Here is a 23,949-nt window from a genome sequence, read left to right as displayed (position 1 = left end):
ACTACAAGGAGTCATTATGACTGCACACTCCCTGCTCACCACCCTGCTGCCATTGGTAGCCGACCTGTCCCGCGAACTGCCGGAAGGCGAGCGCTACCGACGCCTGCTGCAAGCCATGCGCACCCTGCTGCCCTGCGATGCCGCCGCGCTGTTGCGCCTGGACGGTGAATGGCTGGTGCCGCTGGCCGTGGACGGTCTGAGCCCGGACACCTTGGGCCGACGCTTCAAGATCAGCGAACATCCGCGCTTTGCCGTGCTGCTGAGCAGCCCCGGCCCCACCCGCTTTGATAGTGACAGCGAACTGCCCGACCCCTACGACGGCCTGGTCGATGGCCTGCATGGGCATCTGGAAGTGCACGACTGCATGGGCTGCCCGCTGTTTGTCGACGACCATCCCTGGGGTCTGCTGACCCTGGATGCCCTCGACACCGAACGCTTCGAACGTGTCGAACTGGACGCCTTGCACGCGTTTGCCAGCCTCGCCGCCGCCACGGTCAATGTCGCCGAACGCATGGAACACCTGGCCCTGCGCGCCGAGGACGAACACCAGCGTGCAGAAATCTATCGCCAGGCCAGCGGCCAGCAGCACAAGGAAATGATCGGCCAAAGCAAGACCCACAAACGCCTGGTGGAAGAAATCAAGCTGGTGGGCGGCAGCGACCTGACCGTGTTGATCACCGGCGAAACAGGGGTCGGCAAGGAGTTGGTGGCCCAGGCCATTCACGCAGCCTCGCCCCGTTCGGAGAAACCGCTGATCAGCCTCAACTGTGCAGCGCTGCCAGAGACCCTGGTGGAGAGCGAACTGTTCGGCCACGTTCGCGGCGCGTTCACCGGCGCGCTGAACGAACGGCGGGGCAAGTTCGAACTGGCCAATGGCGGCACCTTGTTCCTCGATGAAGTGGGTGAGTTGTCGCTGACGGTCCAGGCCAAGCTATTGCGGGTGTTGCAAAGCGGGCAGTTGCAGCGACTGGGTTCGGATAAGGAGCACCAAGTGGACGTGCGCCTGATCGCCGCCACCAACCGTGACTTGGCCGAAGAAGTGCGCAACGGCCGCTACCGCGCCGACTTCTATCACCGCTTGAGTGTGTACCCGCTGCAAGTCCCGGCCTTGCGTGAGCGCGGGCGCGATGTATTGCTGCTGGCAGGGTTTTTCCTTGAGCAGAACCGCTCACGCATGGGCCTGGGCAGCCTGCGCCTGACCAGTGATGCCCAGGCGGCATTGCTGGCTTATGGCTGGCCCGGGAATGTGCGGGAGCTGGAACACTTGATTGGCCGCAGCGCGCTGAAGGCCCTGGGCAATTGTCGGGAACGACCGAAGATCCTCAGCCTCAGCGCCAAGGACCTGGACTTGCCCAATGAGTCTGCCCCCTTGATAGAAGAGCCCGCCGAGCTTGCGCTGGTGAACGGCGACCTGCGCCAGGCCACCGAGCATTACCAAAGACAAGTCATCAGCGCCTGCCTGGAACGCCATCAGCACAACTGGGCCAGCGCCGCCCGCGAACTGGGCCTGGACCGCGCCAACCTGGGGCGCATGGCCAAGCGCCTGGGCCTGAAGTAGCGCCGATCAAACTGTGGGAGCTGGCTTGCCTGCTCCCACATCAGATTTGCTTCGGCTCCAACAGCGGACTCACAGGCGTAATCGCCCGGGGCTTACGAAACACCAACACATTCCCCAGCATCACCAGCACCAACCCACCCAGCGCGGGGGCGGTCCACTGGTAGCCTTCGAGCAGCGCCGAGACGTTCAGCGCCACCACCGGGAACAACACCGTGCAATACGCCGCTCGCTCCGGGCCCATGCGGCCGACCAGGGTCAGATAGGCGGTGAAGCCGATCACCGAGCCCGGAATCACCAGGTACAGCAACGAGCCGATGTAGCGGGTGTTCCATTCCATACCGAACGGAATGCCCTGGACCACGCAATAAAGGGCCAGCATCGAGGCACCGTAAGCCATCCCCCAGGCGTTGGTGGTCAACGGCTTGAGTCCGGCTTTCTGTTGCAGGCTCGACAGCATATTGCCCGCCGAAAAACACAGGGTGCCCAACAGTGCCAGGCCCAGGCCCATCAGCGTCTCGGGGCTGGCGCTATGCCCGGCCAGTTCCGGCCAGAACAGCAAACCCAGGCCCATCAAGCCCAGGCCGCCGCCCAACAGAACATTGCGCGCGACTTTCTGGCCGAAGAACACTCGGGCATTCAACGCATTCCACAGCGTCGCGGTGGAGAACACCACAGCCACCAGGCCACTGGGGATCCACTGGCTGGCGGTGAGGAAGCACATGAAGTTCACGCAAAACAGGCATAAGCCCTGGGCCAGGCAGATCAGGTGCCCACGGCGGTTCATCACCTGTAACTTGCGACTGAGCAGCAACAACACAAACAGCACCAGTGCCGCGAGGCCGAAGCGATAGACGATGGATGCCGCAATCTCCACCACGCCCAGCTGCCATTTGAGGGCGATCCAGGTCGTGCCCCAGATCAGCACGGTCAGTAAGTACAGGGATAGGTTCATGGCGCACTCCAGTGGTTGAGCCACAGTTTCACCCCGACGGGTTGCCCGGCACTTGCAGATTCTTGCGCTTTTGTCGGGCCGAGGGATCACAGCACCAGCCGCCGGGAGTAGGATGCAAGGCGTCGGAGAGAACCCCATGTCTGCACTGGAAAACCTACAAGTCTTCAAAGCCCTGAACAGCTCGCCCAACGCTCGCCTTGAGCTGAGTGCCGAGCTTGGTGACGGCTTGTCTGCAGCTTTATGGAGTAACCACCACGATTCCCAGGACTACGAGGCACCCAGCCATCACACCTTGTCTTGCTATGTCGGCGGTGGCACCGAGACATTTCGCCGTGGCCAGCCCGGCACCAAGGGCGGCCCCGACAAATTGTGCATCCTGCCCGCCGAGCATCAGTCGGCCTGGGTGATCAACGGCGAAATCCGCCTGGCCCACGTGTACTTCAGCCCGGAGCAATTTGCCCTGGGTTGCGTCACCCTGCTGGACCGCGAACCTCGGGCGTTGCAACTGCGTGAAAGCACGTTCCTGGAAGACCCGCAGCAGGCCGGGCGTTTTCACCAATTGATCAGCCTGAACTGGCAGGAGCCCGCCGAACGCCTGCTGACCAGTAGCCTGGCCCATGAAATGCTCAGCCACACTCTGCTCAGCCAGGTCGGCCTGCGTGAAGGTTTGCGGCTCAAGGGCGGATTGGCGGCACACCAACGCCGGCAGTTGGTGGAGTACATCGAACAGCAACTGGCCGAGCCGCTCAGCCTGGGGCAATTGGCGGGGTTGTGTGCGTTGTCGGAGTACCACTTTGCGCGGATGTTTCGCACAAGCTTTGGCCTGCCGCCTCACCAATATGTGCTGGCCCGCCGCATGGTGCGGGCCCAGGCCATGTTGCGCGGCGGGTCACTACCGTTGGGGGAGATTGCCCTGGCGTGTGGGTTTTCCAGCGCCAGCCACTTTACCAACCGCTTTCGCCAAGCGATGGGAGCGACACCAGGTGAATACCGGCAAGCGTTCCAACCCCGCCCACTGTAGGAGCGAGCTTGCTCGCGAAAAACCTGAGAGCAACGCGGGTAGTCAGGTGCCCCGCGTTATCGTTAACGACCTTCGCGAGCAAGCTCGCTCCTACAAAATACAGGCATACGTTCCAACCCCGCCCACTGTAGGAGCGAGCTTGCTCGCGAAAAACCTGAGGCCAATGCGGGGCGTCAGGTTCCCCGCGTTATCGTTAACGACCTTCGCGAGCAAGCTCGCTCCTACACAGGGCTGTTGCCACACGGTCTTCCACAGCCTTGATCCGGCTGCCCTGCACCACGTAGTTATTGGTCAGCATCGAAAACACCAACCGCCGCCCACCCGCGTCGGTGATGTAGCCCGTCAACGACGACACCCCACCCATCGAGCCCGTCTTGGCCTGCAGGTTGTTTTGCGCCGCTGTCCCGCGCAGGCGGTAACGCAGGCTGCCGCCACTCAGGCGATCCGGGTTGCCGGCGCTGGGCAACGCGTCGTACCAGGCGTTGAACCACGGCTGCTTGCCCATGGCCAGCAGCAGGTCGGTGAAGTTCTGCGCCGACACCAGGTTACGTCGCGACAACCCCGAGCCATCCACCTGGTTCAGCGTTGCCGGGTCCAGGCCTTGGCGGCGCAGAAAATCCGCAACCGCTGCCACACCTGCCGCCGCCGTGCCGGCATTCGCCTGTTGACGCCCCATGGCCTTGAGCAGCGCTTCGGCCATGCTGTTGTTGGACAGTTTGAGCAGCGGCCTGATCAGCTCCTGCAACGGTGCCGACTGGTGTGTCGCCAACACAGTAGCGGTCGCCGGGCTCACACCACCGATCACGCGCCGGCCCTGTACGCTGATCCCCTGCTCCGCCAGGGCCTGGGTAAACAGATTGGCCACCAGTTGCGTCGGCTCCCACACGCTGACCCATTGCCGGCTTTGCGTCCCCGGCTTGAGGGTGCCACTGAGGCGCAGCAGGTTGCTGCCATGCTGGCGATTGAGCCCATAGCTGTTGCCCGGGCCACTGACGGCCAGATTGCTCAGTTGCACATAATCGGTAGGTGGGCTGAGGGTGACACTCAGCGGTTGGCCGACCGCCACGGGCGCCTTGGCCGTGACGATCAAGGTGCCCGCATCAAAATCAGAATTGGGTGACACTGTCAGCGCGGAAATCTGCGCGCCGTAATACTTGTCTTCGTCGTCATGGGCCCAATCCACACCCAGGCGTTCGGCGTCGAACCAAGTGTCATCGAACACCAAATCGCCCTGGATCAGCTGGATGCCCTGCCCGGCCAGGCTCGCCGCCAGCGCCTGGTAATCGGCCCACTGGATCGTCGGGTCGCCCAGGCCGCGCAGGTACAGATTGCCCATCAGGCGGGCGCCTTGTTGGCTGCCATTACTCAGCAACTGCGTAGAAAACCGATACTGCGGGCCCAGCACATCCATGGCCGCCGCCGTGGTCAGCAGTTTCATGCTGGAAGCCGGCACCAGCCGCGTGCGTGGGTTGTGCTGGTACAGCGTGTTGCCGCTGCGGGCATCGCGCACCATCAAGGAAACGCTGGCACCGGCCAGCGCCGGATCGGCCAGCAATTGGTCCAGCGCCTGTTCGCTGGTTGTCGAAGACGTGGCACAGCCACCCAACAACAGGCTCACGGCCACCAGCATGGCACTGGTGTGTATCCATCGTCCCAACTGCATCAAACCGTCCCGGCAATCATCAAAGAGCGCAACGCTAGCAGCTCACGCCGCCAGCGTCATCGCCAATGATCAGAACTCCAGGGTGCTGGACAACGACACTTGGCGCGCATCGCCCATGGACACAAACAAACGGCTGACGGCCGAGGTGTAGTAAGTACGATCAAACAGGTTCTTCACGTTGAGCTGGAACTTGACCTTCTGCCCGTCGACCTTGGTGTCATAGGTGGCAAACGCATCCGCCACGGTGTAGCCCGGCAGGTCGAAGCTGTTGAGAGCATCGCCGGCACGCTCGCCGACATAACGCGCACCGGCACCGACGCGCAGTTGGTCGCCACCCACGATAGTGCCGAAGTCGTACACGGCTGAAACAGAACCGGAATTCTTCGCCACGTTTTGCAGGCCCTTGCCTTTGTAGGTCGGGTCTTCGGTGACTTCGGCATCGGTGTAGGCATAGCTGCCGATCAGGCTCCACTGCTCGGTCAATTGCCCGCTCAGGTCCATTTCCAGGCCACGGGAACGTACCTTGCCGGCGACGCTGTAGATCGAGGTCGCGCCCTCGGTGATCGACACCAGCACGTTGCGCTTGTGGATATCAAACAAGGCCACGTTAGCGGTGATACGCCCCGGCATATCGAGTTTGGCTCCCAGCTCCCAGGACTTGGACTGTTCCGGGGCGATGCTGCCGTCGATCACCATCTTGTTGTTGAGCGGCGCAATGGTGGAGTTGGGTTTGAACGATTCGGTGTAGCTGCCATAGAACGACAGCGCATCGGTATAGCGGTACACCAGACCGGCGCGGGGCACCCACTTCTGGCCATTGCTGTCGGTGTTGGCCGTAAACGGGCGGCCTTTGCCGGCGTACTGGTCGTACTCCTGGAAGCGTGCGCCACCGACCAGGATCCACTGGTCGCTAAGGTGGATGGCGTCCTGGAAAAACACCGAGTCGCTGCGTAGCAGATCGGTCTGGTTGCTGTCCGGCGCGCTGACCGTAGTGCCCGCCACTTCGCGGCCATACACCGGATCGTTGTAGTTGAACACGCTGCGGCTGGCCTGGCGGATCAGGTCGGCACGGTAGATCTTGCGGTATTCGTCATCCAGGCCAAACACCAGGTCATGGCGCATGCCGGCCACGTCCACCTTGCCTTCGAGGCTGACGGTGGTGAAGCGGTCGGTGGTCAACGCGCCCTGGGTGCCGTCCATGTTGCGGTTCAGGGTGCCATTGGCGTTGACCTTGGTCACGCGCACCTGGCTGGCGTCGTAGGTTTCGCGGTTCCAGCTGTAGCCGAAATGGGCCTTCCAGTCGTCATTCAGATCGTGGTCGACCGCAAAGCGATACAGGTCGGAGCGGCCTTCCATATTGTTGAACGGCTCGTCCAGGCGGCGCGTGGCGGGGATGTCCAGCGGGTGATTGGTCTTGGGGTCGATGGCGGTGCCACGGTCGAATGGCGAGAGGAATTCGCGGTGCTCGTAGGCCAGCAACACTTGGGTGGTGTCGCCGTACCAGGCCAGGGACGGTGCGATCAGGCTTTCGCGATAGGTGCCAAAGTTGCGCCAGTAGTCTTCGTCCTGATGATCGACGATCAAGCGGTAAGCCAGGCCGCTGTCGCCGATCGGGCCTGTGGTATCGAGGTTGCCACCGCTGCCGTTCTTGCCGCTGCCATAGCTCGAACCGCGCACAGTAAGAGCGGTGGATTGGGTCAGCTCGGGTTTCTTGCTGACGATATTGATCACGCCGCCCGGGTCCTGGATGCCATACAGCAACGACGCCGGACCCTTGAGCACTTCGACGCGCTCGGCGGTTTCGTTCAGCGCCCGGCCCTGCACCACTGGCATGCCGTCGCGCATGACCGAGCCATTGCGGTTGTCACCAAAGCCCCGCAGCATCACCGCATCCTGGGTACTGCCCAAGGTGTTGGCCTGGGTGATGCCGCTGATATTGGCCAATGCATCGTCGAGGTTGCGCGGCACCTGGTCGCGCATCACCTGGGCCGGCACCATGTTCACGGTTTGCGGGGTTTCCAGCAGCAAGCCCTGGGAGCGCATCACCGAACTGGTGGGCGGTGGCTGGTAGCTGGTGGCTTGCTGTGGGTTCACGCCACTGATGGTCGTGGCGCCGAGGTTGACCGCGCCTTCGGTCGGCAGCGGTTCCAGGGCCAGGGTGCGCGCGTCGATCTGGCGGAAGGTCAAGCCGGAACTGCCCAGCAAGCGCTGCAGGGCCTGGGCCGCACTCATCTGCCCTGTGACGGCCGGGGCATTGAGGTTGTAGGGCGCTTCGTCGGTGTAGACCACACTGATGCCGGTCACGCGACTGAAATCGCTCAGTGCCTGGGGCAACGGTTTGGCCTGGAGTGCGAAGTTGAAGACCGTGCTTTGCTGTTGCGCATCCGCCGCCTGCGCCAGGCTCAGAGGCCATACTGCCAGACCTGAAGCGGCCAGAAGGGAGGCTCCCAGCCACTGTTTAACCGAACCGCCTGCCACCGACTTTGCCCTGGACTTCATGCTGGAGAACCCGTGTAGATAACGCTGTTAATGCGAATTGATCGCAGTTTCAAGCACTACACGAATGGCGTGGGGTTTTACCTCAGGCGAAATTGAAAATAATTTCACCCTCAGCCTTTGTTCTTGTTTTTTGCCCCACCCCATTCCCTGTGGGAGCTGGCTTGCCAGGGGTGTGGATAGTTTTTAGCGAACGACGATCAGCCGGCCCAGCACGCTGTGCTGCTCAAAACCCAGCACTGCTTGCAATGCATTGAGCACCGCCTCGGGGTCCTTGCTCGGGAAGCTGCCGCTGACCCGGCGGGCGCCGAGTTCGTCGTTGAGCAGCAGGATGCGGCCGGGGTAGTAACGGCCAAGGTCCTTGATCACGTCGGCCAATGGGGCCTTGTAGTAGTTGAGCCAGCCGGCGCGCCAGCCCAGGCGTGATTCACTGTCCACCGCATGCCGCTCATCAGCCACACCCTCGGCGTAGGCCACTTGCTGACCAGCCGTCAGAATCTGCTGAGTACCCTGGGCAGAAGGCGTCACCCCCACTCGCCCCGACAACACCGTCACCTGGGCGCCCGCCGGTTGCAGGCGCACTTCAAACTGCGTGCCGAGCACCCGCACTTCGCCGCTGTCGGCGTGCACCACAAAGGCTTGCCCGGTGTGGGCCACATTGAAAAAACCGGCGCCACGGCGCAGTTGGATATGCCGCTCACCGTGGCTGAAATCCACGGCAATCGCGCTGTCGGCATCCAGGGTGACTTGGCTTTGATCGGCCAGGGTCACGGTTTTGACTTCACCCGGCGCGCTGACGTAATCGGCACCCAGATCATCGGCCCAGCGCTGCGGCTGCCAACCGGCGCCCATCGACACTATCAACACCAGGCAAGCCGCTATCGCCAGTGCCGCAGACCAGCGGCGCACACGGGCGGGTTTCGCGCCGTCCATGGCTTTGAGGTAACGCTGCAGGGCCAAGGCGTCTTCATCGGCCAGGGTGCTCGCCGGCACTTCGCTCAATTCCCACAACACCTGGGCCTGGGCATACGCCTCGACATGGGCCGGGTCGGCGCGCAGCCAGCGGCTGAAGGTGGCCTGGTCGCCACTGCTCGGTGCATCGTGCAGCAGGCTGAGCCAGGCCAGGGCGGCCTGTTCCTGGGCGGGCGTCGGGGTGACGTTCACGGTGCTTTCCCTGGCGAGCGTGGTGGTGGGGTTTCACGAAGGCTGGCTTTGCAGGCTTCGAGGGCGCGCATCATATGTTTTTCCACGGCACTTTGGGACAGGCCCATGGCCTTGGCGATTTCTGCGTATTTGCGCCCGTGGATGCGGTTGAGCAAAAAGATCTGCCGCGTACGCTCCGGCAAACTGCGCAGCGCCGCTTCCACATGGCGCAGGTCGTTGCCCGCTTCCAGCGCGGCCTGGGGCTCGCAGCTGTGATGATCCTGCTGTTCCGGCAACCAGCTTTCATTGCCGCGCACCCGCGCACCTTCGCTGCGCAAGTGATCGATGGCGATATTCCCGGCGCAGCGCAGCAGGTAGGTGCTGAGTTCTTCGACCTGCACCAGGGGCCGGCGCCAGAAGCGCAGGAACAAGTCCTGCACCAGGTCCGCAGCCGTCGCCCGACAACCTACGCGGCGGCTGACCAACGCCTCCATCTGTGAGCGCTGGGACAAAAATACCTGCAGGAAATGTGCGCGCCCGCCCGACGATTCTACGTGGGGGTGATCCTGGGGTTCGGGCGGTGTGCTGATCATCGACAGGGCTCAGAGGGTCGCCAAAGCCGCAACGGGGCTGGCCAGCAGGCCGACGCCCGCGAGGATCAAGGCCAGCCTTGGCAGGTACGGCAACAGCAACACCAGCAACAGCCCGCTGAGCATCAGCACCGCGCACCAGTCCACCAGGCCCCGGCTCCAGCCCGCCATGTGCACCGCCGGCCAGATCGACAGCGCCAACAGCAGCCATCCGCCTACGCGCAACCCCAGACGCCGCCGTGGCGAAGGTTTGCTGTGCAGCAACTCGCCGTGGTGACGGTCCAGGGACAGGCACAGCGCAACAAAGCCTGCGTAGCACAGCAACAAGGCCAGCAACATCAGTGCACCTCGCCTTTGAGGGTCAGTGGCCGGGCACGCTCGGCCCGGGGCTGCACGGCGCTGCGGTGCTGCATTTTCCAGGCAGCCCAGGCCAGGAACAGGCCGCTGCCCAGGCACGTCAGGTCAAAGCCGGCCATGGCCCAATCACCCTTGGCCAGCGACACGCCCAGGTGCTCGGAAGTGGTCAGCGCATTGAGCAGCGGCACCGCCATGAACAGCACGGCGCCCAGGCCCAGTTGTTCGACCCAGGCGCGGCGGCCACGGCGCAGCATGGCATGGAGCAAGGTCAGGCCCCAGGCGATAAAGAAGCTCTGCACCTCCCAGTCCGAACGCTCGGCGAAGGTCGCAGGCAGCAAGCGATTGGCCCAGAAAAACACAGCAATGGCGATGACCAGCCCGGACATACTGGCCAGGTTCAGCACTTCCACCAGGCGCAATTCAAACGGCATCACTGCAGCTTTGGCATGCTTGAGTTGACGCTTGCCCAGCCAGATCACCAGGCCGGTGCCAATCATCGCCGTGCCCGCCAGGCCGCAGATAAAGTACAGCCACCGCAGCAGCGGGCCGGCGAAATGCCCCATGTGCAGGCCATAGAAGCTGCCCCCAATCGCCATCGGCAGCGACTGCTCGGCACTGACCCGCAGCAGTTCGCCCGTGTTGCCATTAAAGGACACGGTGCTGCCGAAATCATGCACCACCCGGTCAGAGCCGGCGCGCGAAACGTTGACCGAGGCATTCACATCGCCGGGGTTGTTCACCGCCAGTCGCCCCACATGCCCACCGCCCCACTGCGCCCGCGCCTGTTCCACCAGCGGCGCCAAGGGCAGCAGTTTGCCCGGCTGGCCGAGGGCCGGCGCGTTGTCGGTGGCGGGGAACAATTCATTGAAGAAGGCGCGAGTGTCGCCGTCATAGGACGCAAGGATGCTGGCGGGCATGACCATGGTCATGAAAATCACCAGGCTGCTATAGGTGATCATCAGGTGGAACGGCAACACCAGCACGCCGACCGCATTGTGCCCATCGAGCCAGGAGCGCTGGCCCTTGCGCGGGCGGAAGGTGAAGAAGTCCTTGAAGATTTTCTTGTGGGTGATGATCCCGGTGATCAGCGCGACGAACATCACCATCGCCGCGATGGTCGACAACCAGCGGCCCCACGGATGGGGCATCTGCAACTGGAAGTGGAACCGGTAGAAGAACTCGCCGCCCATGGTTTCACGGGCCTGGAGTTGTTCGCCGGAGACCGGGTCGAGCATTTTCTCGATGAAATTGCCGCGCCGGCCAGGGTCGATCTTGTCTTGCCACATCACCGATAAACCGGGGTCGCGGCTATCGGGCAAGCCGATAAACCAACGGGCCGCCGTGGGGGCGTGCTGTTCCAGGTAGCGCTGCGCCACGGCCACGCTGCGCGCATCGTCCACGGCATGGGCGGGCACTTCCGGCTGCATCCAGTGGGTGATTTCGCCCTTGAAGTAAGACAGGGTGCCGGTGAGGAAAATCGCGAACAGCAACCAACCGAAAATCAACCCGGCCCAGGTGTGCAACCAGGCCATTGCCTGACGGAAACCCTCTTTCATGGGCGCCCCATCCAATAGGCCAGGCCAGCCAGGGTGGCCAATATCGCGCAGGGCACCAGCACGCCAAACCAGGCGCGGGCCGCATTGCGGCAGACAAAGCACCAGATCACCGCCAGCAGGTAGAACACAAAGGAACTGAGCATGCCGCTGACCACCGCATCGGCGCGCGAGAGCGGCAACCAGAAGGTCAGGCACACGCTGGCCAGGGACGCCAACCCATAGCCGCCGACGACAGCCGCCAGCAACCGCGACGTCACACCGAGTCGATAGGAAAGAGGAAGTGAGGCTTTGCTTTTCATGCCACTGGCGCCTGGTTTATCAGGAATGCGAGTCTAATGATAAATATTCTCATAAGCAAAAGAGAACGACGAACATCGAATGTGCCATCGCAGGCAAGCCAGCTCCCACAAGTGAGTGGCGGCTATAAAAACGGCTATCGGTCTTCTGTCGATTGCTGAATGCCATCTCGCCCCCTACAATGCGAACAATTCTCGTTACCTGAAGCATGCAGATGCTCCCGGAGTGTTCGCGTTGCGGCCGTCCAATACCGTCGAAGTCCTGTATCACGACCATCACCACTGGCTGACCGGCTGGTTGCGACGCAAGCTTGGCTGCCCGCAAAGTGCCGCCGACCTGGCCCAGGACACGTTTATCCGGGTGTTAACCGCCCGCGAAACACCGACGCTGATCGAGCCCCGCGCCTTCCTCACCACCATCGCCAAGCGCGTGCTGTTCAACCACTACCGCCGCCAGGACCTGGAACGCGCCTACCTCGATGCCCTGGCGCAAATGCCTGAGCTCGCCGCGCCGTCGGAAGAAGAGCGGGCGATCATCCTGCAAACCCTGATGGAGCTCGACCAATTGCTCGACGGTTTGCCAGTGCAGGTCAAACGCGCCTTCCTGCTGGCCCAACTCGATGGCCTGACCTACGGGCAAATCGCTGCCGAACTGGGGATCTCCATCGCCACCGTCAAACGTCATCTGAATAAAGCCGCCATGCGCTGCTATTTCGCCCTATGAACCCCGCCGCGAACTTCTCGACCCAAGTCGCCGAGCAGGCCGTGCAGTGGCTGATGCAAATGCAGCAAGGCCCGCTCAACCCGCGCCAACAGGCGAACTGGCAGCATTGGCTGGATGCCCACAGCGAACATCAACGGGCGTGGGAGCATATACAGCGGGTCAACCAGCGCTTGCGCGGGATGCCCTCGCCCCTGGCCCATGCGGCGTTGAACGCGCCGCAATCCAGTAGCCGGCGCCAGGCCCTGAAGCTGTTGTTGATTCTGGGCGCCGGCTCGGCAGCGACCTGGGGCTTGCGCCAGCAGCACTTGATCCCGCCATTGACCGCCGACTACCGCAGCCCCCTCGGCCAGCGGCGCAAGGTACAGCTGGCCGATGGCAGCCAACTGCAACTCAATACCGCCAGTGCGGTGGATGTGCAATTCGATGGCCCACAACGCCTGATCCGCCTGCTCGAAGGCGAGATATTGCTGCGCGCCAACACCCCACTGCAGATCATCACTAGCCAGGGCATCGTCACCACCCAGGCGGCGCAGGTGAATGTTCGCCAGTTCAACGATCACACCCAGGTCGCGGTGCTGGACGGCCAGGTGCAAATGTCACCCAAGGCCTACAGCGGCCTGCCCCTGACCCTGGAAAAATCCCGCCTGGCCAACCTCACCCGTAAAGGCTGGAATATGCCGCGCCCCACCGATGCCAACACGGGCGCCTGGGCCGACGGCATGCTGGTGGCGTCGCACATGCGCCTGGCAGATTTCATCGAGGAACTGAGCCGTTATCGCCGCGGCCAATTGCAGTGTGATCCGCAGGTAGCCAACTTGCTGATCTCCGGCAGCTACCCGCTGGACGACAGCGAACGCATCCTCGACCTGCTGCAAATCAGCCTGCCGGTCAAAGTGCGGCGTTTTACCCGTTACTGGGTCAGCGTCGAAGCCCGCGTTTAAATTATTTTCGGCAACCGTGAGCCGTTTTCCGTACCTCGCGTGACAGAGAGGGAAAGCCACCCAGTTTCCCACCTCTGAGGAACGTTCTTCATGCCCCAGCAACCGACTCGCCTGACGCCACTTGCCCGTACGCTGCGCCACTTGCTGCTGGGCGCCAGCCTCAGTTTCAGCGCCCTGCCCTACGCCATCGCCGCCGAGGCCAAGCCTTATCACATCGCCCCGACGTCCCTGGAAGCAGCGCTGAATCAGTTTGGCCGTGAAGCCGGCGTGCTGATTTCCTTTGGCTCCGAAGTGACCGCCGGCGCGCAAAGCCAGGGCCTGACAGGTAGCTACACCACCGAGCAAGGTTTGAACGCATTGCTCAAGGGCACCGGCCTGCAAGCCCGCGCCGAAGGTAACAACGCCTACAGCCTACAACCGCTGAACGCGCCGGCCACTCTGGAGCTGAGCACCTCCAATGTCGTGGGCGACTGGCTGGGCGATGCCGCGCAAACCAACGTCTTCGAACACCCCGGCGCCCGCGATGTGATCCGTCGCGAAGAATTCGAGCGCCAGGGCGCGACCCAGGCCCGGGACGTGCTCAACCGCATCCCCGGGGTCAACGCTCCGGAAAACAACGGCACCGGCAGCCATGACATGGCGTTGAACTTCGGCATTCGCGGGCTCAATCCACGCCTGGCATCGCGCTCGACGGTGTTGATGGACGGGATTCCAGTGCCCTTCGCCCCGTATGGCCAACCGCAACTGTCGTTCGCGCCGGTCAGCATGGGCAACATGGATGCGGTGGACGTGGTGCGCGGCGGTGGCGCCGTGCGTTACGGGCCGCAAAACGTCGGCGGCGTGGTCAACTTCGTGACCCGGGCGATTCCCGATGCGCCGACGGTCAAGGGTGGCCTGCAGACTGAGACCAGCCCGTCCTCCAGCCATGATGGCTTCAAGACCACCGGCAATCTGCTGGCGGGTGGCACCGCCGACAATGGCCTGGGCGGCGCCATCCTGTATTCCGGCACCCGTGGCGGCGACTGGCGCGAACACAGCGACACACAAATCGACGATCTGATCCTCAAGGGCAACTACCAGCTGGACGAAGCCAACAGCTTCAATGCCATGGCCCAGCACTACGAAGGTCAGGCCGATATGCCCGGTGGCTTGAGCACTGCGGCCTACAAGGCCGACCCGTATCAGTCCACCCGCCCCTACGACAAATTCTGGGGCCGCCGTACGATGTTTAACGTGGGCTATCGCTACCAGGAAGATCGCCGGGAATTCACCGTCAACAGCTTCTTTACCAAGACCTTGCGCAGCGGTTATCTGGACCAGGGCAGCTTCCTTTCGCTGTCCCCACGCGAGTATTGGGTACGCGGCCTGGAAACGCGCCTGGCCCAAGGCTTCGACCTAGGCCCCACCCGCCACGAAGTCGGTGTGGGCTACCGCTACATCAACGAAGCCGGGCATGAATTGCGCTACCGCACGCCGATTGCGGCCAACCAGCAACTGCCCAACACCGACAGCCGCAACGACCGCGACACCCGGGGTGGCACCCAAGCCAATGCATTCTTTATCGACGACCGGATCGACATCGGCAAGTGGACCGTAACCCCCGGCATCCGCTACGAGATGATCAAGTCGCAACAGACCAACAACCTGACCAACGTCAAATACAAGGGCGACTACAACACTGCCTTGCCGGCGCTGAACGTGCTCTATCACCTGACCGACGACTGGAACCTGTACGCCAACACCGAAGGTTCCTTCGGCAGCGTGCAGTACAGTCAGATGCCCAACCGTGTGAGCAGCGGCGCGGTCAAGCCGGAAAAGGCCCGCACCTGGGAAGTCGGCACCCGCTACGACAACGGCGCGCTGCGTGCGGAAATCGGTGCGTTCCTGATCAACTTCGACAACCAGTATGAAAGCAACCAGACCAACGACTCGGTGATCGCCCGTGGCGAAACCCGGCATCAGGGTATCGAATCCAGCCTCAACTATGCTCTCGATGGCTTGAGCCCGGCGCTGGCCGGTTTTGATGTGTACGCCAGCTACGCCTACGTCGATGCAACCATCCGCGAAGACGGCCCGAACAAAGGCAACCGCGTGCCCTTCTCGTCCAAGCACAAAGGCACCCTGGGCGTGGGCTACACCGAAGGTGCATGGAAGTTGAACCTGGACAGCACCTACCAGAGCAGCCAGTTTGCCGACAACGCTAACACCCGGGCCGAAAGCGTGGATGGCAGCACCGGGCGCATTCCTGGCTACATGCTGTTCAGCAGCCGCGCGGCCTACGACTTCGGGCCGCAGTTGTCGGATCTGAATGTTGCGGTGGGGGTGAAGAACATCTTTAACACCCAGTACTACACCCGCTCGTTTGACGACAATAACAAGGGCAAATACGTGGGCGAACCGCGCACGGTGTATGTACAGACGTCGGTCGCATTCTGACGGCCGGACTGCCGGCTTATTGCAGGAGCGAGCTTGCTCGCGAAAAGCATAAGAGCACCGCGTGCCCGCAGGATCTGCGCGTTATCGTTTACGCCCTTCGCGAGCAAGCTCGCCCCCACAGTGAAGCGTTCATCAGCCACAAAAAAAGGGCCTGCATCTGCAGGCCCTTTTTGTATGGGGTTGAAAAACACTCAGCAATCAGCTGTTAAGCGCAGCCTGTTCGTTTTCCAGGAATTCCTCTTCAAGCCCGGCTTCATCGACTTGGTTGTTTGGCGTGCGTTTCTCTGCACGCGGCTTGCCTTGCAGCCTGCCGAACAGATGTTCCAGCGCGTTATCCAGTTTGGTGGCCGCCCCGTCGATCGCTTGTTCCAGGGTGTCGGCTTTATGGAGGACCGAAATCGGTTGATGACCCTTTGGCCGCGCTTCCAGGCGGCAACTCAAATCATGGGGGCCCGGCTTGTCGCCGTTCTCATCCTTCAAAAAGACTTCGATGCGGGTCAAGTCTTCTTCATAACGTTCGAGCGTGCTCTCAATGGTAGTACGTACCCACTCCTCCAGTCGGATGCTGCTTTCAATATGGTTATCGCTGTTGACTAGGATTTGCATAGTGTTTCCCTTATTTCAGCTAGCTCGCCAGAGATCACAACTGCAACACCGAAGCGGTGAAACCATGACCTCTTGATTACACAATTGAGCACCTGACGGAACAATTCAACCCCTACGCAAAGATAAATCCTACATTACAAATTAAGTCTGACATCCGCCCAAAGCGCTGTTATGGTCGGGAGTTGGGTACACCCGCCCAACTGCGAAAATCCTCACAATTGACCCTCTCCCAAGGGGTGCAATCCGCGAAAAATCCCTGCTTCTTCCACCAGCCAGTCATGCACCGCACGCACGCCGGGATGGTTCAGCGCGCCTGGCGCATAGAGCAGCACGTAGCGCTTGTGATTCGGCACCGCGAGCCCGAACGGCACGATCAGGGTGCCGCGCTCCAATTCATCATTGAGCAGGGTGCGCCGGGCAATCGCCACGCCCATGCCGGCAATGGCAGCCTCGATGGTCAGGTGGTTGCGATTGAAGGTGTGGCCGCGCCGCACGTCTGCGTCGTGATAGCCGATAGCATTCAGGTAAAACTCCCACTCCGCGTACTCATAACTCCCACGCCATGCGGTGATGTCGTGCAGTAACGGGAAATGGGCCAGGTCGGCCGGGCCGTGCAGCGGCGGCCGACCGCGCAACAGGCTCGGCGCGCACACCGGGAATATCTGCTCATCCAGCAAGGCTGTGGATAACAAACCCGGATAACTGCCGTCGTTAAGGTCGATGGCCAGATCGAAGTCGCCTTCGTGCAAGGCGATGCTGCTGTCTTCGGCCACCAGTCGCAGCTGGATATCCGGAAAACGCTGCTGCAAACGCGGCAGGCGCGGCGTCAACCATTTGCCGAGGAATGACGGAATCGAGCGCAGGCGCAAGGTGCCGCTGATCATCCCCGCATCCAGGCGCTGCAACTCGGCATCGATGCTGCCGTAGGCCTCATTCACCGTGACCGCCAGCCGCTGTCCCTCGGCACTCAGCTCCACGCCGCGCGCCCGGCGATGAAACAGGCGAAAGCCCAGGCGCTCTTCCAATTGGCGAATCTGCTGGCTGACCGCCCCGGGAGTGATGTGCAGTTCTTCAGCGCAACGGGTAAAGGATAAATGCCGTGCGGCACAGGCAAATACGTGCAACCAGACATAGGTCTGAGCATGCAGGGGGCGGGCCATAGAGTTTAGTCCTGCTAAAGGGTGTCTTAGGATAATTCGTTGGTCAGTGCCGATCTAGAGGCTCAGTATCGCGCCACTTCCGCTTGTCCTACAAACAATGGCAGCGATTTCCTACTCCATAGCTTGTAAGGCTTTAGCATGGCTATCAGCGTTTTTGATCTATTCAAGGTGGGCATCGGCCCGTCCAGCTCCCATACCGTGGGCCCCATGCGGGCAGCGGCAACCTTCGCCCAGTCCCTCACCGACCACCAATTGCTGGAGCAAACCCAGCGTGTGGAAGTGCGCCTGTACGGCTCGCTGTCCGCCACCGGCGTGGGCCATGCCACCGACCGTGCGTGCGTAATGGGGTTAATGGGCGAATGGCCAGATCGGGTTGACCCTACCTCGATCGGGCCGCGTATCCAGCAGCTGCGCGAATCACGCCGATTGTTGCTTGCCGGCACCCAAGAAATCTCCTTCAACTGGCAGCACGATCTCCTGCTGCTGGAAGAAAGCCTGCCCTACCACCCCAACGCCATGTCCCTGCATGCCTATGGGGCAAACGGCCTGTTGAGCGAACAGACCTACTACTCAGTAGGCGGTGGTTTCATCATCGAGGCCGCGGAAGCCGAGTCGGGTATTGCTCCCACCAGCGATGTAGAACTGCCCTACGACTTTTCCAGCGCCGTCGAACTGCTGGCCCTGTGCAACAAGCACGGCCTGCGGGTTTCCGAATTGATGATGGCCAACGAGCGCGCCTGGCGCAGCGACGAAGACATCCGTAGCGGCCTGCTGCATATCTGGTCGGTGATGCGCGAGTGCGTCGAGCAAGGCCTGCGCGATGAGGGCATCTTGCCCGGCGGCCTGGATGTACCGCGCCGCGCCGCCAAGCTGCACCGTAGCCTGCTGGAAATCGGCAAACCGAATGTGATCACCTCGACCTTGTCGGCCATGGAATGGGTCAACCTGTTCGCCCTCGCCGTCAACGAAGAAAACGCCGCCGGTGGGCGCATGGTCACCGCGCCGACCAATGGCGCGGCCGGGATCATTCCGGCAGTGCTGCACTACTACATGAAATTCAACGCCGACGCGTCTGATGATGATGTGGTCAATTTCTTCCTGGCTGCCGCCGCCGTCGGCATCCTGTGCAAGAAAAACGCCTCGATCTCCGGCGCCGAAGTCGGCTGCCAGGGCGAAGTCGGCTCGGCCTGCGCCATGGCCGCTGCGGGTCTGGCGGATATCCTCGGCGCCACCCCCGAGCAACTGGAAAACGCCGCCGAAATCGGCCTGGAACACAACCTCGGCCTGACCTGCGACCCAGTGGGTGGCCTAGTCCAGGTGCCCTGTATCGAGCGCAATGCCATCGCCGCCGTAAAAGCCATCAACGCCACGCAAATGGCCCTGCGCGGCGACGGCAAGCACTTTATCTCACTCGACCGGGTGATCCGCACCATGCGCGATACCGGCGCCGACATGCATGACAAATACAAAGAAACTTCACGGGGCGGCCTGGCCGTCAGCTGGGTGGAGTGCTGAGGAGCACGACGACCCGCCCCATACGTGAGCCCGCGCAAAAATAATAACGAGGCAATAACGATGACCGATGTACGTACACCTGCTGCCGAAAATCCCGCTTCTGTCACGCAAACCGTAACCACCGGCTGGAGCAAGCACGACACCACCTGGATGCTGGGCCTCTACGGCACCGCCATCGGTGCCGGCACCCTGTTCCTGCCGATCAACGCCGGGGTCGGTGGCTTCTGGCCATTGATCATCCTGGCGCTGCTGGCCTTCCCCATGACCTTCTTCGCCCACCGTGGGCTGACGCGTTTTGTGCTGTCGGGCAAATCCGGCGACATTACGGACGTGGTGGAAGAACATTTCGGCGTTGGCGCCGGCAAGCTGATCACCCTGCTGTACTTTTTCGCCATCTTCCCGATCCTGCTGGTGTACAGCGTTGCGCTGACCAACACCCTAGGCAGTTTCATGGAACACCAACTGCACATGACCCCGCCGCCACGGGCGATTCTGTCCCTGGTACTGATCCTCGGCCTGATGGCCATTGTGCGCTGTGGCCAGGGCGTGATCGTCAAGGCCATGAGCGTGCTGGTCTACCCGTTTGTCGCCGCCTTGCTGTTGCTGGCGCTGAGCCTGATCCCCAACTGGAATGGTGCGTTCTTTGCCTCCGCCAGCGAGGGCATGCCCCTGCCGGCATTCTTCAAGACCCTGTGGCTGGCGATTCCGGTGATGGTGTTTTCGTTTAACCATTCACCGATCATCTCGGCCTTCGCGGTGGACCAGAAACGCGTGTACGGCGCCCAAGCCGAACGCAAGAGCAGCGGCATCCTGGCCATGGCCCACGGCATGATGGTGCTCACCGTGATGTTCTTCTGCTTCAGTTGCGTACTGGCCCTGTCACCCGCCGACCTCGCGGCCGCCAAGGCACAGAACATCTCGATCCTGTCCTACCTGGCCAACCACTTCCAGACCCCGGTGATCGCCTACGCCGCGCCATTGATCGCGCTGGTGGCCATCACCAAATCCTTCCTCGGCCACTACATCGGCGCCAGCGAAGGCTTCCAGGGCCTGATCGTCAAATCCCTGCGCGGGCGCAACCGCACCTTGTCGGCGCGCTGGCTGGAACGTTGCACCGCCGTGTTCATGATCCTCAGCTGCTGGGCCGTCGCCACCTTCAACCCAAGCATCCTGGGCATGATCGAAACCATGGGCGGACCGATCATCGCGTGCTTGCTGTTCCTGATGCCGATGTACGCCATCCGCCGCGTGCCACCGCTGCGCCAGTATTCGGGCCAGGTATCGAACGTATTTGTGGTGCTGCTGGGGTTGATTGCGCTGTCTGCGGTCATTTTCTCGCTGGTGCCCTGAAACAGACCACCCTGTAGGAGCGGGCTTGCCCGCGATAGCGGTATGTCAGTCACTGAATGGTTGGCTGATCCACCGCAATCGCGGGCAAGCCCGCTCCCACACGGGCAACTCATCGTCTGAAAGATTGCTTTACGGCACGCGCCTTGCTGTACACCCACTGAAGGAAAACGGAGCTTGTGACCGGTGGTCAGGCAACACGAACCAATCCCCATACCGGTCGTCAATCAGTGCATGTTCTTATCAGGCGGTGACGCACCATGGACAATCCTTTTCAGCTGATCACCGACACGTTCACCCCAAAATACCGGGTCAACCTGAGCATCCAGCGCCTGGACGGCAGCATCATGCTGACCCTCTCCGACGACAGCGGCGTGGTTGCCAAACGCATGATCAGCGCCGAACAGCGCAACGACCCACAACGCCTCAAACGCCTGGTGCAAAGCGTGCAATTCGGTATTGCCATTGAACAGGGGCACAGCGCCATGGAGATCCTGGCGGTAATGACCGACGGCGACAGTCACAAACTGCTGCAGCGCCCGCCGAGCAACCGGCCGCCGATCACGGCCGGGCTCTGACTCAGGACTCGGACTTTTCCTTGACCGATGGGTAACGCGACGACGCAAAGCGCACCACCAGGATGGCAAACGCCAACAGCAGAATCCCACCGCACAGGTAAATGATGCCCAGGTCCGGGGCATTGTGGTGGGACACGTCGCCGATCAGCAGGCGGGTCAATGCGGTGATCGCCACATAGAGCAGGAAGCGGATGGGCATGTGGTTGGTCTTGAAATATATCCCCACCATGGCGCCCAGCTCCAGGTAGATAAACAGCAACAGGATGTCATCAACGCTGATGCCACCTTTTTGCAACATGTCGATAAAGGTCAGCACAGCCGCATAGGCGGTGATTGCACCGATGCCAAACAGCGCCAGGTAGTGAAACGCCTCCACCGCCAGATTGCCCAGGGAATCAGCGTTCGCGTGCAAGCTTTTGCGCACTTTGTCGGCCCACTTCATTTCTGTCATTGCTCACCACCACTGTTTAAAAAATAGCCAACCCGGCCAATACCTGCGTCGTGCCTCACGGCGGATCGGATAATGCCCGTTCGGCGTGACGATCGTTAGGCATGCAGAAAAAAGGCCAGGGATTGCAGAGTGAGATGATGGCGAGTTGATATGAGGCACTTCAATCAATGGAACAACAGAAAACTCAACACTAATACCGATCCTGTAGGAGCTGGCTTGCCAGCGAAGAACCTGAGAACCGCGCGGGGTATCAGGCACCCTGCGTTATCGTTGACGATTTTCGCTGGCAAGCCAGCTCCTACAGATTGGCATTAACTTATGCGACCTGCTCCAGCGCTCGGTCCACCAGCAAACCGCTCATCTCCACCAACTGGTGAATCGCCAGCAGCAAGCTGCGCTGTGAACCATCAAGGTCGAATGCCAATGTACTTGCCATTTCACGGGCACTGTTCAAGGTTTCGCTGGCGTTGACCAGCAACGTTTGCGCATCAGCCCGAGGCGTTACGCTGAAAAGTGTCGCGGGGGGCTCCGGAGCAGGTTGAGGCGATTCAGACCGCAAGTAGTGATCAATGGCCCGATTGGCAGCCGCTTGCAGCCGAGCGTCATTGCGTGAGTTGTCTGGGGGGTTGGGGGAATGTTTTTTCATGGTGTAGTTCCTTAGAAAAGAAACCATCACCGCCTGCCGCCAAGCAGGTTGGGTGACGGATTGCACAAGGTTGGCGGACCGGTAAGGAAGCAACCCGGCACCCCGAAGGGTCCATGCGCAACCCGCCATGACAGAATGCAAATGCAAAAAATGCCTGCAAGCTCATTGAGGGTTGTTGCGCTTTCCTTGCTGGGCCGCCAAGCCCACTCGCTGCATACGCAGCGCCCGAGGAAGGTAAGCCACCGGACAAATCCAGCGCAACCCCGGCAAGTTGTCAGAAATTTCCCTTGTAGCAAAGCCCCATTTCCCGACTACATTAAAAAGCTGCTACCCAAACCCCCTGGATTGGCTTATCCTTTTAGCTGTATATAAATACAGTAGTCGCAATAGACAACTATCGTGAAGGCATGTGAGGTGGTGAATGGCCGTCGAAGTGGTATACCGCAGCAGCCGAGATCTGGAGCGTTTGTTCATGGATAAAGCCGAAGCTGACCGTCATGACAAGATGCTTGAACTCGCTGAGTTGCTCGCAGAAGTGTTGCAAAAAGCCGTGCCGTCCCTGAGTGAGCAGCAGGTGGAGGAAGCCGGGATCTACATGGCGAAGAATCGCGATGTGTTTGCCAAGGCGTTCAAGAGCCAGCCGGACGCGTTGTCCGAACTGCTGAACCCCGCGGCGGAATAAAGCCCGAATTGAACAGGCCCTGAATCGATGATTCAGGGCCTTTTTAATAAGTGCTAGGCGTACAGCAGGCGCTCGGCCAGTTCATCGGCGACCCGCGCGGGTGAGCGTTTTTCGGCTTGGGCGTGGGCGAAGATTTCGGTCAGCCGTGTACCGATGTTGGACAGGTGTGCGGTGATAGTCGCCAGGTCCGCGCCACTATGCTTGAGGGCGACGTAGATCAGGCCACCGGAGTTGATCACGTAATCCGGTGCGTAGAGGATGCCACGTGCCTCCAACTGGTCGGCCACTTGCAGGTGGGTCAGTTGCGCACTGGCCGAGCCGGCCACGGCGGCGCAGCGCAGTTGGGCGACGCTCTGGCGATTGAGCACCGCGCCCAGGCCGCAGGGCGCGAGGATGTCGCACGGGGTGCTGAGTAAGGCGTCGTTGGCAATCGGGTGGGCGCCCAGTTGCTCCATGGCCAGTTGCACTTTGCCAGGGTCGATATCGCTGACCAGTAACTCGGCGCCAGCGGCGTGCAGTTGTTCGGCCAGGGCGTAGCCGACGTTGCCCAGGCCCTGGATTGCCACGCGCAGGCCCTCCAGGTTGTCGCTGCCCAGGCGGGCCATGGCGGCGGTGCGGATGCCGGCGAATACGCCCATGGCCGCGTGGGGCGACGGGTCGCCGGCGGCAGTGGTGCTGGTGACAAAACGTGTGTGCTGGGCGATGCAGTCCATGTCGGCCACGGAGGTGCCGCTGTCGATGGCGGTGATGTAGCGGCCATCGAGTTGCTCGATACATCGGCCGAAGGCTTCGAACAGCGCGGCGCGGCTTTCCACATGGGCGGGACGGATGATCACCGCGTTGCCGCCGCCCACTGGCAAGCCGGCCAGCGCCGCTTTGTAGCTCATGCCCTGGGCCAGGCGTGCGGCGTCGGCCACAGCGCTTTCGTCGTCGGGATAGGCCAGGTAGCGACAGCCACCCAGGGCCGGCCCCAGGCGACTGCTGTGAATGGCAATGACCGCCTTCAACCCGGTCACCGGGTCAACGCTCAGGTGTAGGGATTCAAGGCGGGTGCTGTGCATGAGAGCAAACATCGTCAAGCTCCCGAATGACTACTTGTAGTCGCCAAGTATAGGCCGCCGGGAAAAGGTTGCCGGAGCGAGCAGGAATAAGCAGCCCGTAATTACAGGATTTGCGACATAACCAAGTAGGCCTGGTCCTAAGAAACTGGACGAAAGTTCTCGGCAAGGCT

At 61.6% G+C, this 23,949-nt stretch carries 22 protein-coding genes and 1 pseudogene; 9 read left to right on the top strand and 14 right to left on the bottom strand.

What is annotated here, in order from left to right; genetic code table 11:
• Nucleotides 1–16 precede the first annotated feature (16 nt).
• Nucleotides 17–1,558, top strand: coding sequence for a nitric oxide reductase transcriptional regulator NorR (norR, locus tag JTY93_RS04770; RefSeq protein WP_205477085.1), 1,542 nt, complete (start codon nucleotides 17–19; stop codon nucleotides 1,556–1,558).
• A gap of 40 nt (nucleotides 1,559–1,598) precedes the next feature.
• Here norR and JTY93_RS04765 read toward each other — a convergent pair whose 3' ends face one another.
• A complete protein-coding gene (locus tag JTY93_RS04765) occupies nucleotides 1,599–2,510 on the bottom strand; it encodes a DMT family transporter (protein WP_205477086.1) in 912 nt (303 codons plus the stop codon).
• Between the two features lie 136 nt (nucleotides 2,511–2,646).
• Between JTY93_RS04765 and JTY93_RS04760 the strand changes: the two genes are divergently transcribed.
• Nucleotides 2,647–3,531, top strand: coding sequence for a helix-turn-helix domain-containing protein (locus JTY93_RS04760; RefSeq protein ID WP_205477087.1), 885 nt, complete (start codon nucleotides 2,647–2,649; stop codon nucleotides 3,529–3,531).
• Between the two features lie 123 nt (nucleotides 3,532–3,654).
• Here JTY93_RS04760 and JTY93_RS28885 read toward each other — a convergent pair.
• The 8 genes and pseudogenes from JTY93_RS28885 to JTY93_RS04725 form a co-directional block, all read right to left on the bottom strand.
• Nucleotides 3,655–3,774 (bottom strand): annotated as a pseudogene (locus tag JTY93_RS28885) (outer membrane lipoprotein carrier protein LolA); the annotation flags it as partial.
• Nucleotides 3,725–5,194 (bottom strand): D-alanyl-D-alanine carboxypeptidase/D-alanyl-D-alanine endopeptidase, encoded by a 1,470-nt coding sequence (gene dacB, locus JTY93_RS04755; protein WP_205477088.1) that lies wholly within the window; start codon nucleotides 5,192–5,194, stop codon nucleotides 3,725–3,727. The gene dacB and the pseudogene JTY93_RS28885, both read right to left, overlap by 50 nt.
• Nucleotides 5,195–5,263: 69 nt before the next feature.
• Nucleotides 5,264–7,693, bottom strand: coding sequence for a TonB-dependent siderophore receptor (locus tag JTY93_RS04750; RefSeq protein WP_205477089.1), 2,430 nt, complete (start codon nucleotides 7,691–7,693; stop codon nucleotides 5,264–5,266).
• A gap of 183 nt (nucleotides 7,694–7,876) precedes the next feature.
• The gene (locus JTY93_RS04745) at nucleotides 7,877–8,854 is read right to left on the bottom strand and encodes a FecR family protein (protein WP_205477090.1); all 978 of its coding nucleotides are present in this window, start codon (nucleotides 8,852–8,854) and stop codon (nucleotides 7,877–7,879) included.
• Nucleotides 8,851–9,426 carry an RNA polymerase sigma factor gene (locus JTY93_RS04740; protein ID WP_205477091.1) on the bottom strand — a complete coding sequence of 192 codons (576 nt, stop codon included), beginning with the start codon at nucleotides 9,424–9,426 and terminating at the stop codon, nucleotides 8,851–8,853. Before JTY93_RS04740 ends, JTY93_RS04745 begins: the two co-directional genes overlap by 4 nt.
• A 9-nt stretch (nucleotides 9,427–9,435) precedes the next feature.
• Nucleotides 9,436–9,762, bottom strand: a complete 327-nt coding sequence (locus tag JTY93_RS04735) for a DUF3325 domain-containing protein (protein WP_205477092.1) — start codon at nucleotides 9,760–9,762, stop codon at nucleotides 9,436–9,438.
• A complete protein-coding gene (locus JTY93_RS04730) occupies nucleotides 9,762–11,336 on the bottom strand; it encodes a PepSY-associated TM helix domain-containing protein (RefSeq protein WP_205477093.1) in 1,575 nt (524 codons plus the stop codon). Before JTY93_RS04730 ends, JTY93_RS04735 begins: the two co-directional genes overlap by 1 nt.
• Nucleotides 11,333–11,635: a DUF3649 domain-containing protein gene (locus JTY93_RS04725; protein WP_205477094.1), complete on the bottom strand. Its 303-nt coding sequence runs from the start codon at nucleotides 11,633–11,635 to the stop codon at nucleotides 11,333–11,335. The genes JTY93_RS04730 and JTY93_RS04725 overlap by 4 nt, the downstream gene beginning before the upstream one ends.
• 232 nt (nucleotides 11,636–11,867) lie before the next feature.
• Between JTY93_RS04725 and JTY93_RS04720 the strand changes: the two genes are divergently transcribed.
• The 3 genes from JTY93_RS04720 to fecA all read left to right on the top strand — a co-directional run bounded on the left by JTY93_RS04720 (nucleotide 11,868) and on the right by fecA (nucleotide 15,733).
• The gene (locus JTY93_RS04720) at nucleotides 11,868–12,356 is read left to right on the top strand and encodes a sigma-70 family RNA polymerase sigma factor (RefSeq protein ID WP_169999068.1); all 489 of its coding nucleotides are present in this window, start codon (nucleotides 11,868–11,870) and stop codon (nucleotides 12,354–12,356) included.
• Nucleotides 12,353–13,297 (top strand): FecR domain-containing protein, encoded by a 945-nt coding sequence (locus JTY93_RS04715; protein WP_205477095.1) that lies wholly within the window; start codon nucleotides 12,353–12,355, stop codon nucleotides 13,295–13,297. Before JTY93_RS04720 ends, JTY93_RS04715 begins: the two co-directional genes overlap by 4 nt.
• Nucleotides 13,298–13,387: 90 nt before the next feature.
• Nucleotides 13,388–15,733 carry a TonB-dependent Fe(3+) dicitrate receptor FecA gene (gene fecA, locus JTY93_RS04710; RefSeq protein ID WP_205518979.1) on the top strand — a complete coding sequence of 782 codons (2,346 nt, stop codon included), beginning with the start codon at nucleotides 13,388–13,390 and terminating at the stop codon, nucleotides 15,731–15,733.
• A gap of 198 nt (nucleotides 15,734–15,931) precedes the next feature.
• Here the strand turns inward: fecA and JTY93_RS04705 are convergent, their stop codons facing one another.
• Both JTY93_RS04705 and JTY93_RS04700 read right to left on the bottom strand, forming a co-directional pair.
• The gene (locus JTY93_RS04705) at nucleotides 15,932–16,339 is read right to left on the bottom strand and encodes an HPF/RaiA family ribosome-associated protein (RefSeq protein WP_205477097.1); all 408 of its coding nucleotides are present in this window, start codon (nucleotides 16,337–16,339) and stop codon (nucleotides 15,932–15,934) included.
• Between the two features lie 212 nt (nucleotides 16,340–16,551).
• A complete protein-coding gene (locus JTY93_RS04700; protein WP_205477098.1) occupies nucleotides 16,552–17,499 on the bottom strand; it encodes a LysR substrate-binding domain-containing protein in 948 nt (315 codons plus the stop codon).
• 138 nt (nucleotides 17,500–17,637) lie between these two features.
• Between JTY93_RS04700 and JTY93_RS04695 the strand changes: the two genes are divergently transcribed.
• The 3 genes from JTY93_RS04695 to JTY93_RS04685 all read left to right on the top strand — a co-directional run bounded on the left by JTY93_RS04695 (nucleotide 17,638) and on the right by JTY93_RS04685 (nucleotide 20,939).
• The gene (locus tag JTY93_RS04695) at nucleotides 17,638–19,014 is read left to right on the top strand and encodes an L-serine ammonia-lyase (RefSeq protein ID WP_205477099.1); all 1,377 of its coding nucleotides are present in this window, start codon (nucleotides 17,638–17,640) and stop codon (nucleotides 19,012–19,014) included.
• Nucleotides 19,015–19,074: 60 nt separating this feature from the next.
• Nucleotides 19,075–20,364, top strand: a complete 1,290-nt coding sequence (locus JTY93_RS04690; protein WP_205477100.1) for a serine/threonine transporter — start codon at nucleotides 19,075–19,077, stop codon at nucleotides 20,362–20,364.
• A gap of 257 nt (nucleotides 20,365–20,621) precedes the next feature.
• Nucleotides 20,622–20,939: a DUF3509 domain-containing protein gene (locus JTY93_RS04685; protein ID WP_029295538.1), complete on the top strand. Its 318-nt coding sequence runs from the start codon at nucleotides 20,622–20,624 to the stop codon at nucleotides 20,937–20,939.
• Nucleotide 20,940: 1 nt separating this feature from the next.
• Here the strand turns inward: JTY93_RS04685 and JTY93_RS04680 are convergent, their stop codons facing one another.
• Together JTY93_RS04680 and JTY93_RS04675 are read right to left on the bottom strand one after the other, a co-directional pair.
• Complete coding sequence (locus tag JTY93_RS04680) at nucleotides 20,941–21,390, bottom strand: phosphate-starvation-inducible protein PsiE (RefSeq protein WP_029295539.1); 450 nt, start codon at nucleotides 21,388–21,390, stop codon at nucleotides 20,941–20,943.
• 316 nt (nucleotides 21,391–21,706) lie between these two features.
• Complete coding sequence (locus JTY93_RS04675; protein ID WP_205518978.1) at nucleotides 21,707–22,036, bottom strand: DUF6124 family protein; 330 nt, start codon at nucleotides 22,034–22,036, stop codon at nucleotides 21,707–21,709.
• A 421-nt stretch (nucleotides 22,037–22,457) separates the two neighbouring features.
• On the opposite strand from JTY93_RS04675, the gene JTY93_RS04670 reads away from it, so the two are divergent.
• Nucleotides 22,458–22,718 (top strand): YebG family protein, encoded by a 261-nt coding sequence (locus JTY93_RS04670; protein ID WP_003188807.1) that lies wholly within the window; start codon nucleotides 22,458–22,460, stop codon nucleotides 22,716–22,718.
• A gap of 53 nt (nucleotides 22,719–22,771) precedes the next feature.
• On the opposite strand, the gene JTY93_RS04665 is transcribed toward JTY93_RS04670, so the two are convergent.
• Nucleotides 22,772–23,791, bottom strand: a complete 1,020-nt coding sequence (locus tag JTY93_RS04665) for a Leu/Phe/Val dehydrogenase (RefSeq protein ID WP_205477102.1) — start codon at nucleotides 23,789–23,791, stop codon at nucleotides 22,772–22,774.
• Between the last annotated feature and the right edge of the window lie 158 nt (nucleotides 23,792–23,949).

Source organism: Pseudomonas hygromyciniae (assembly GCF_016925675.1).
GTDB lineage: Bacteria > Pseudomonadota > Gammaproteobacteria > Pseudomonadales > Pseudomonadaceae > Aquipseudomonas > Aquipseudomonas hygromyciniae.
Note: the sequence above shows the minus strand (reverse complement) of the source record. Positions and strands in the feature narration are given on the sequence as shown.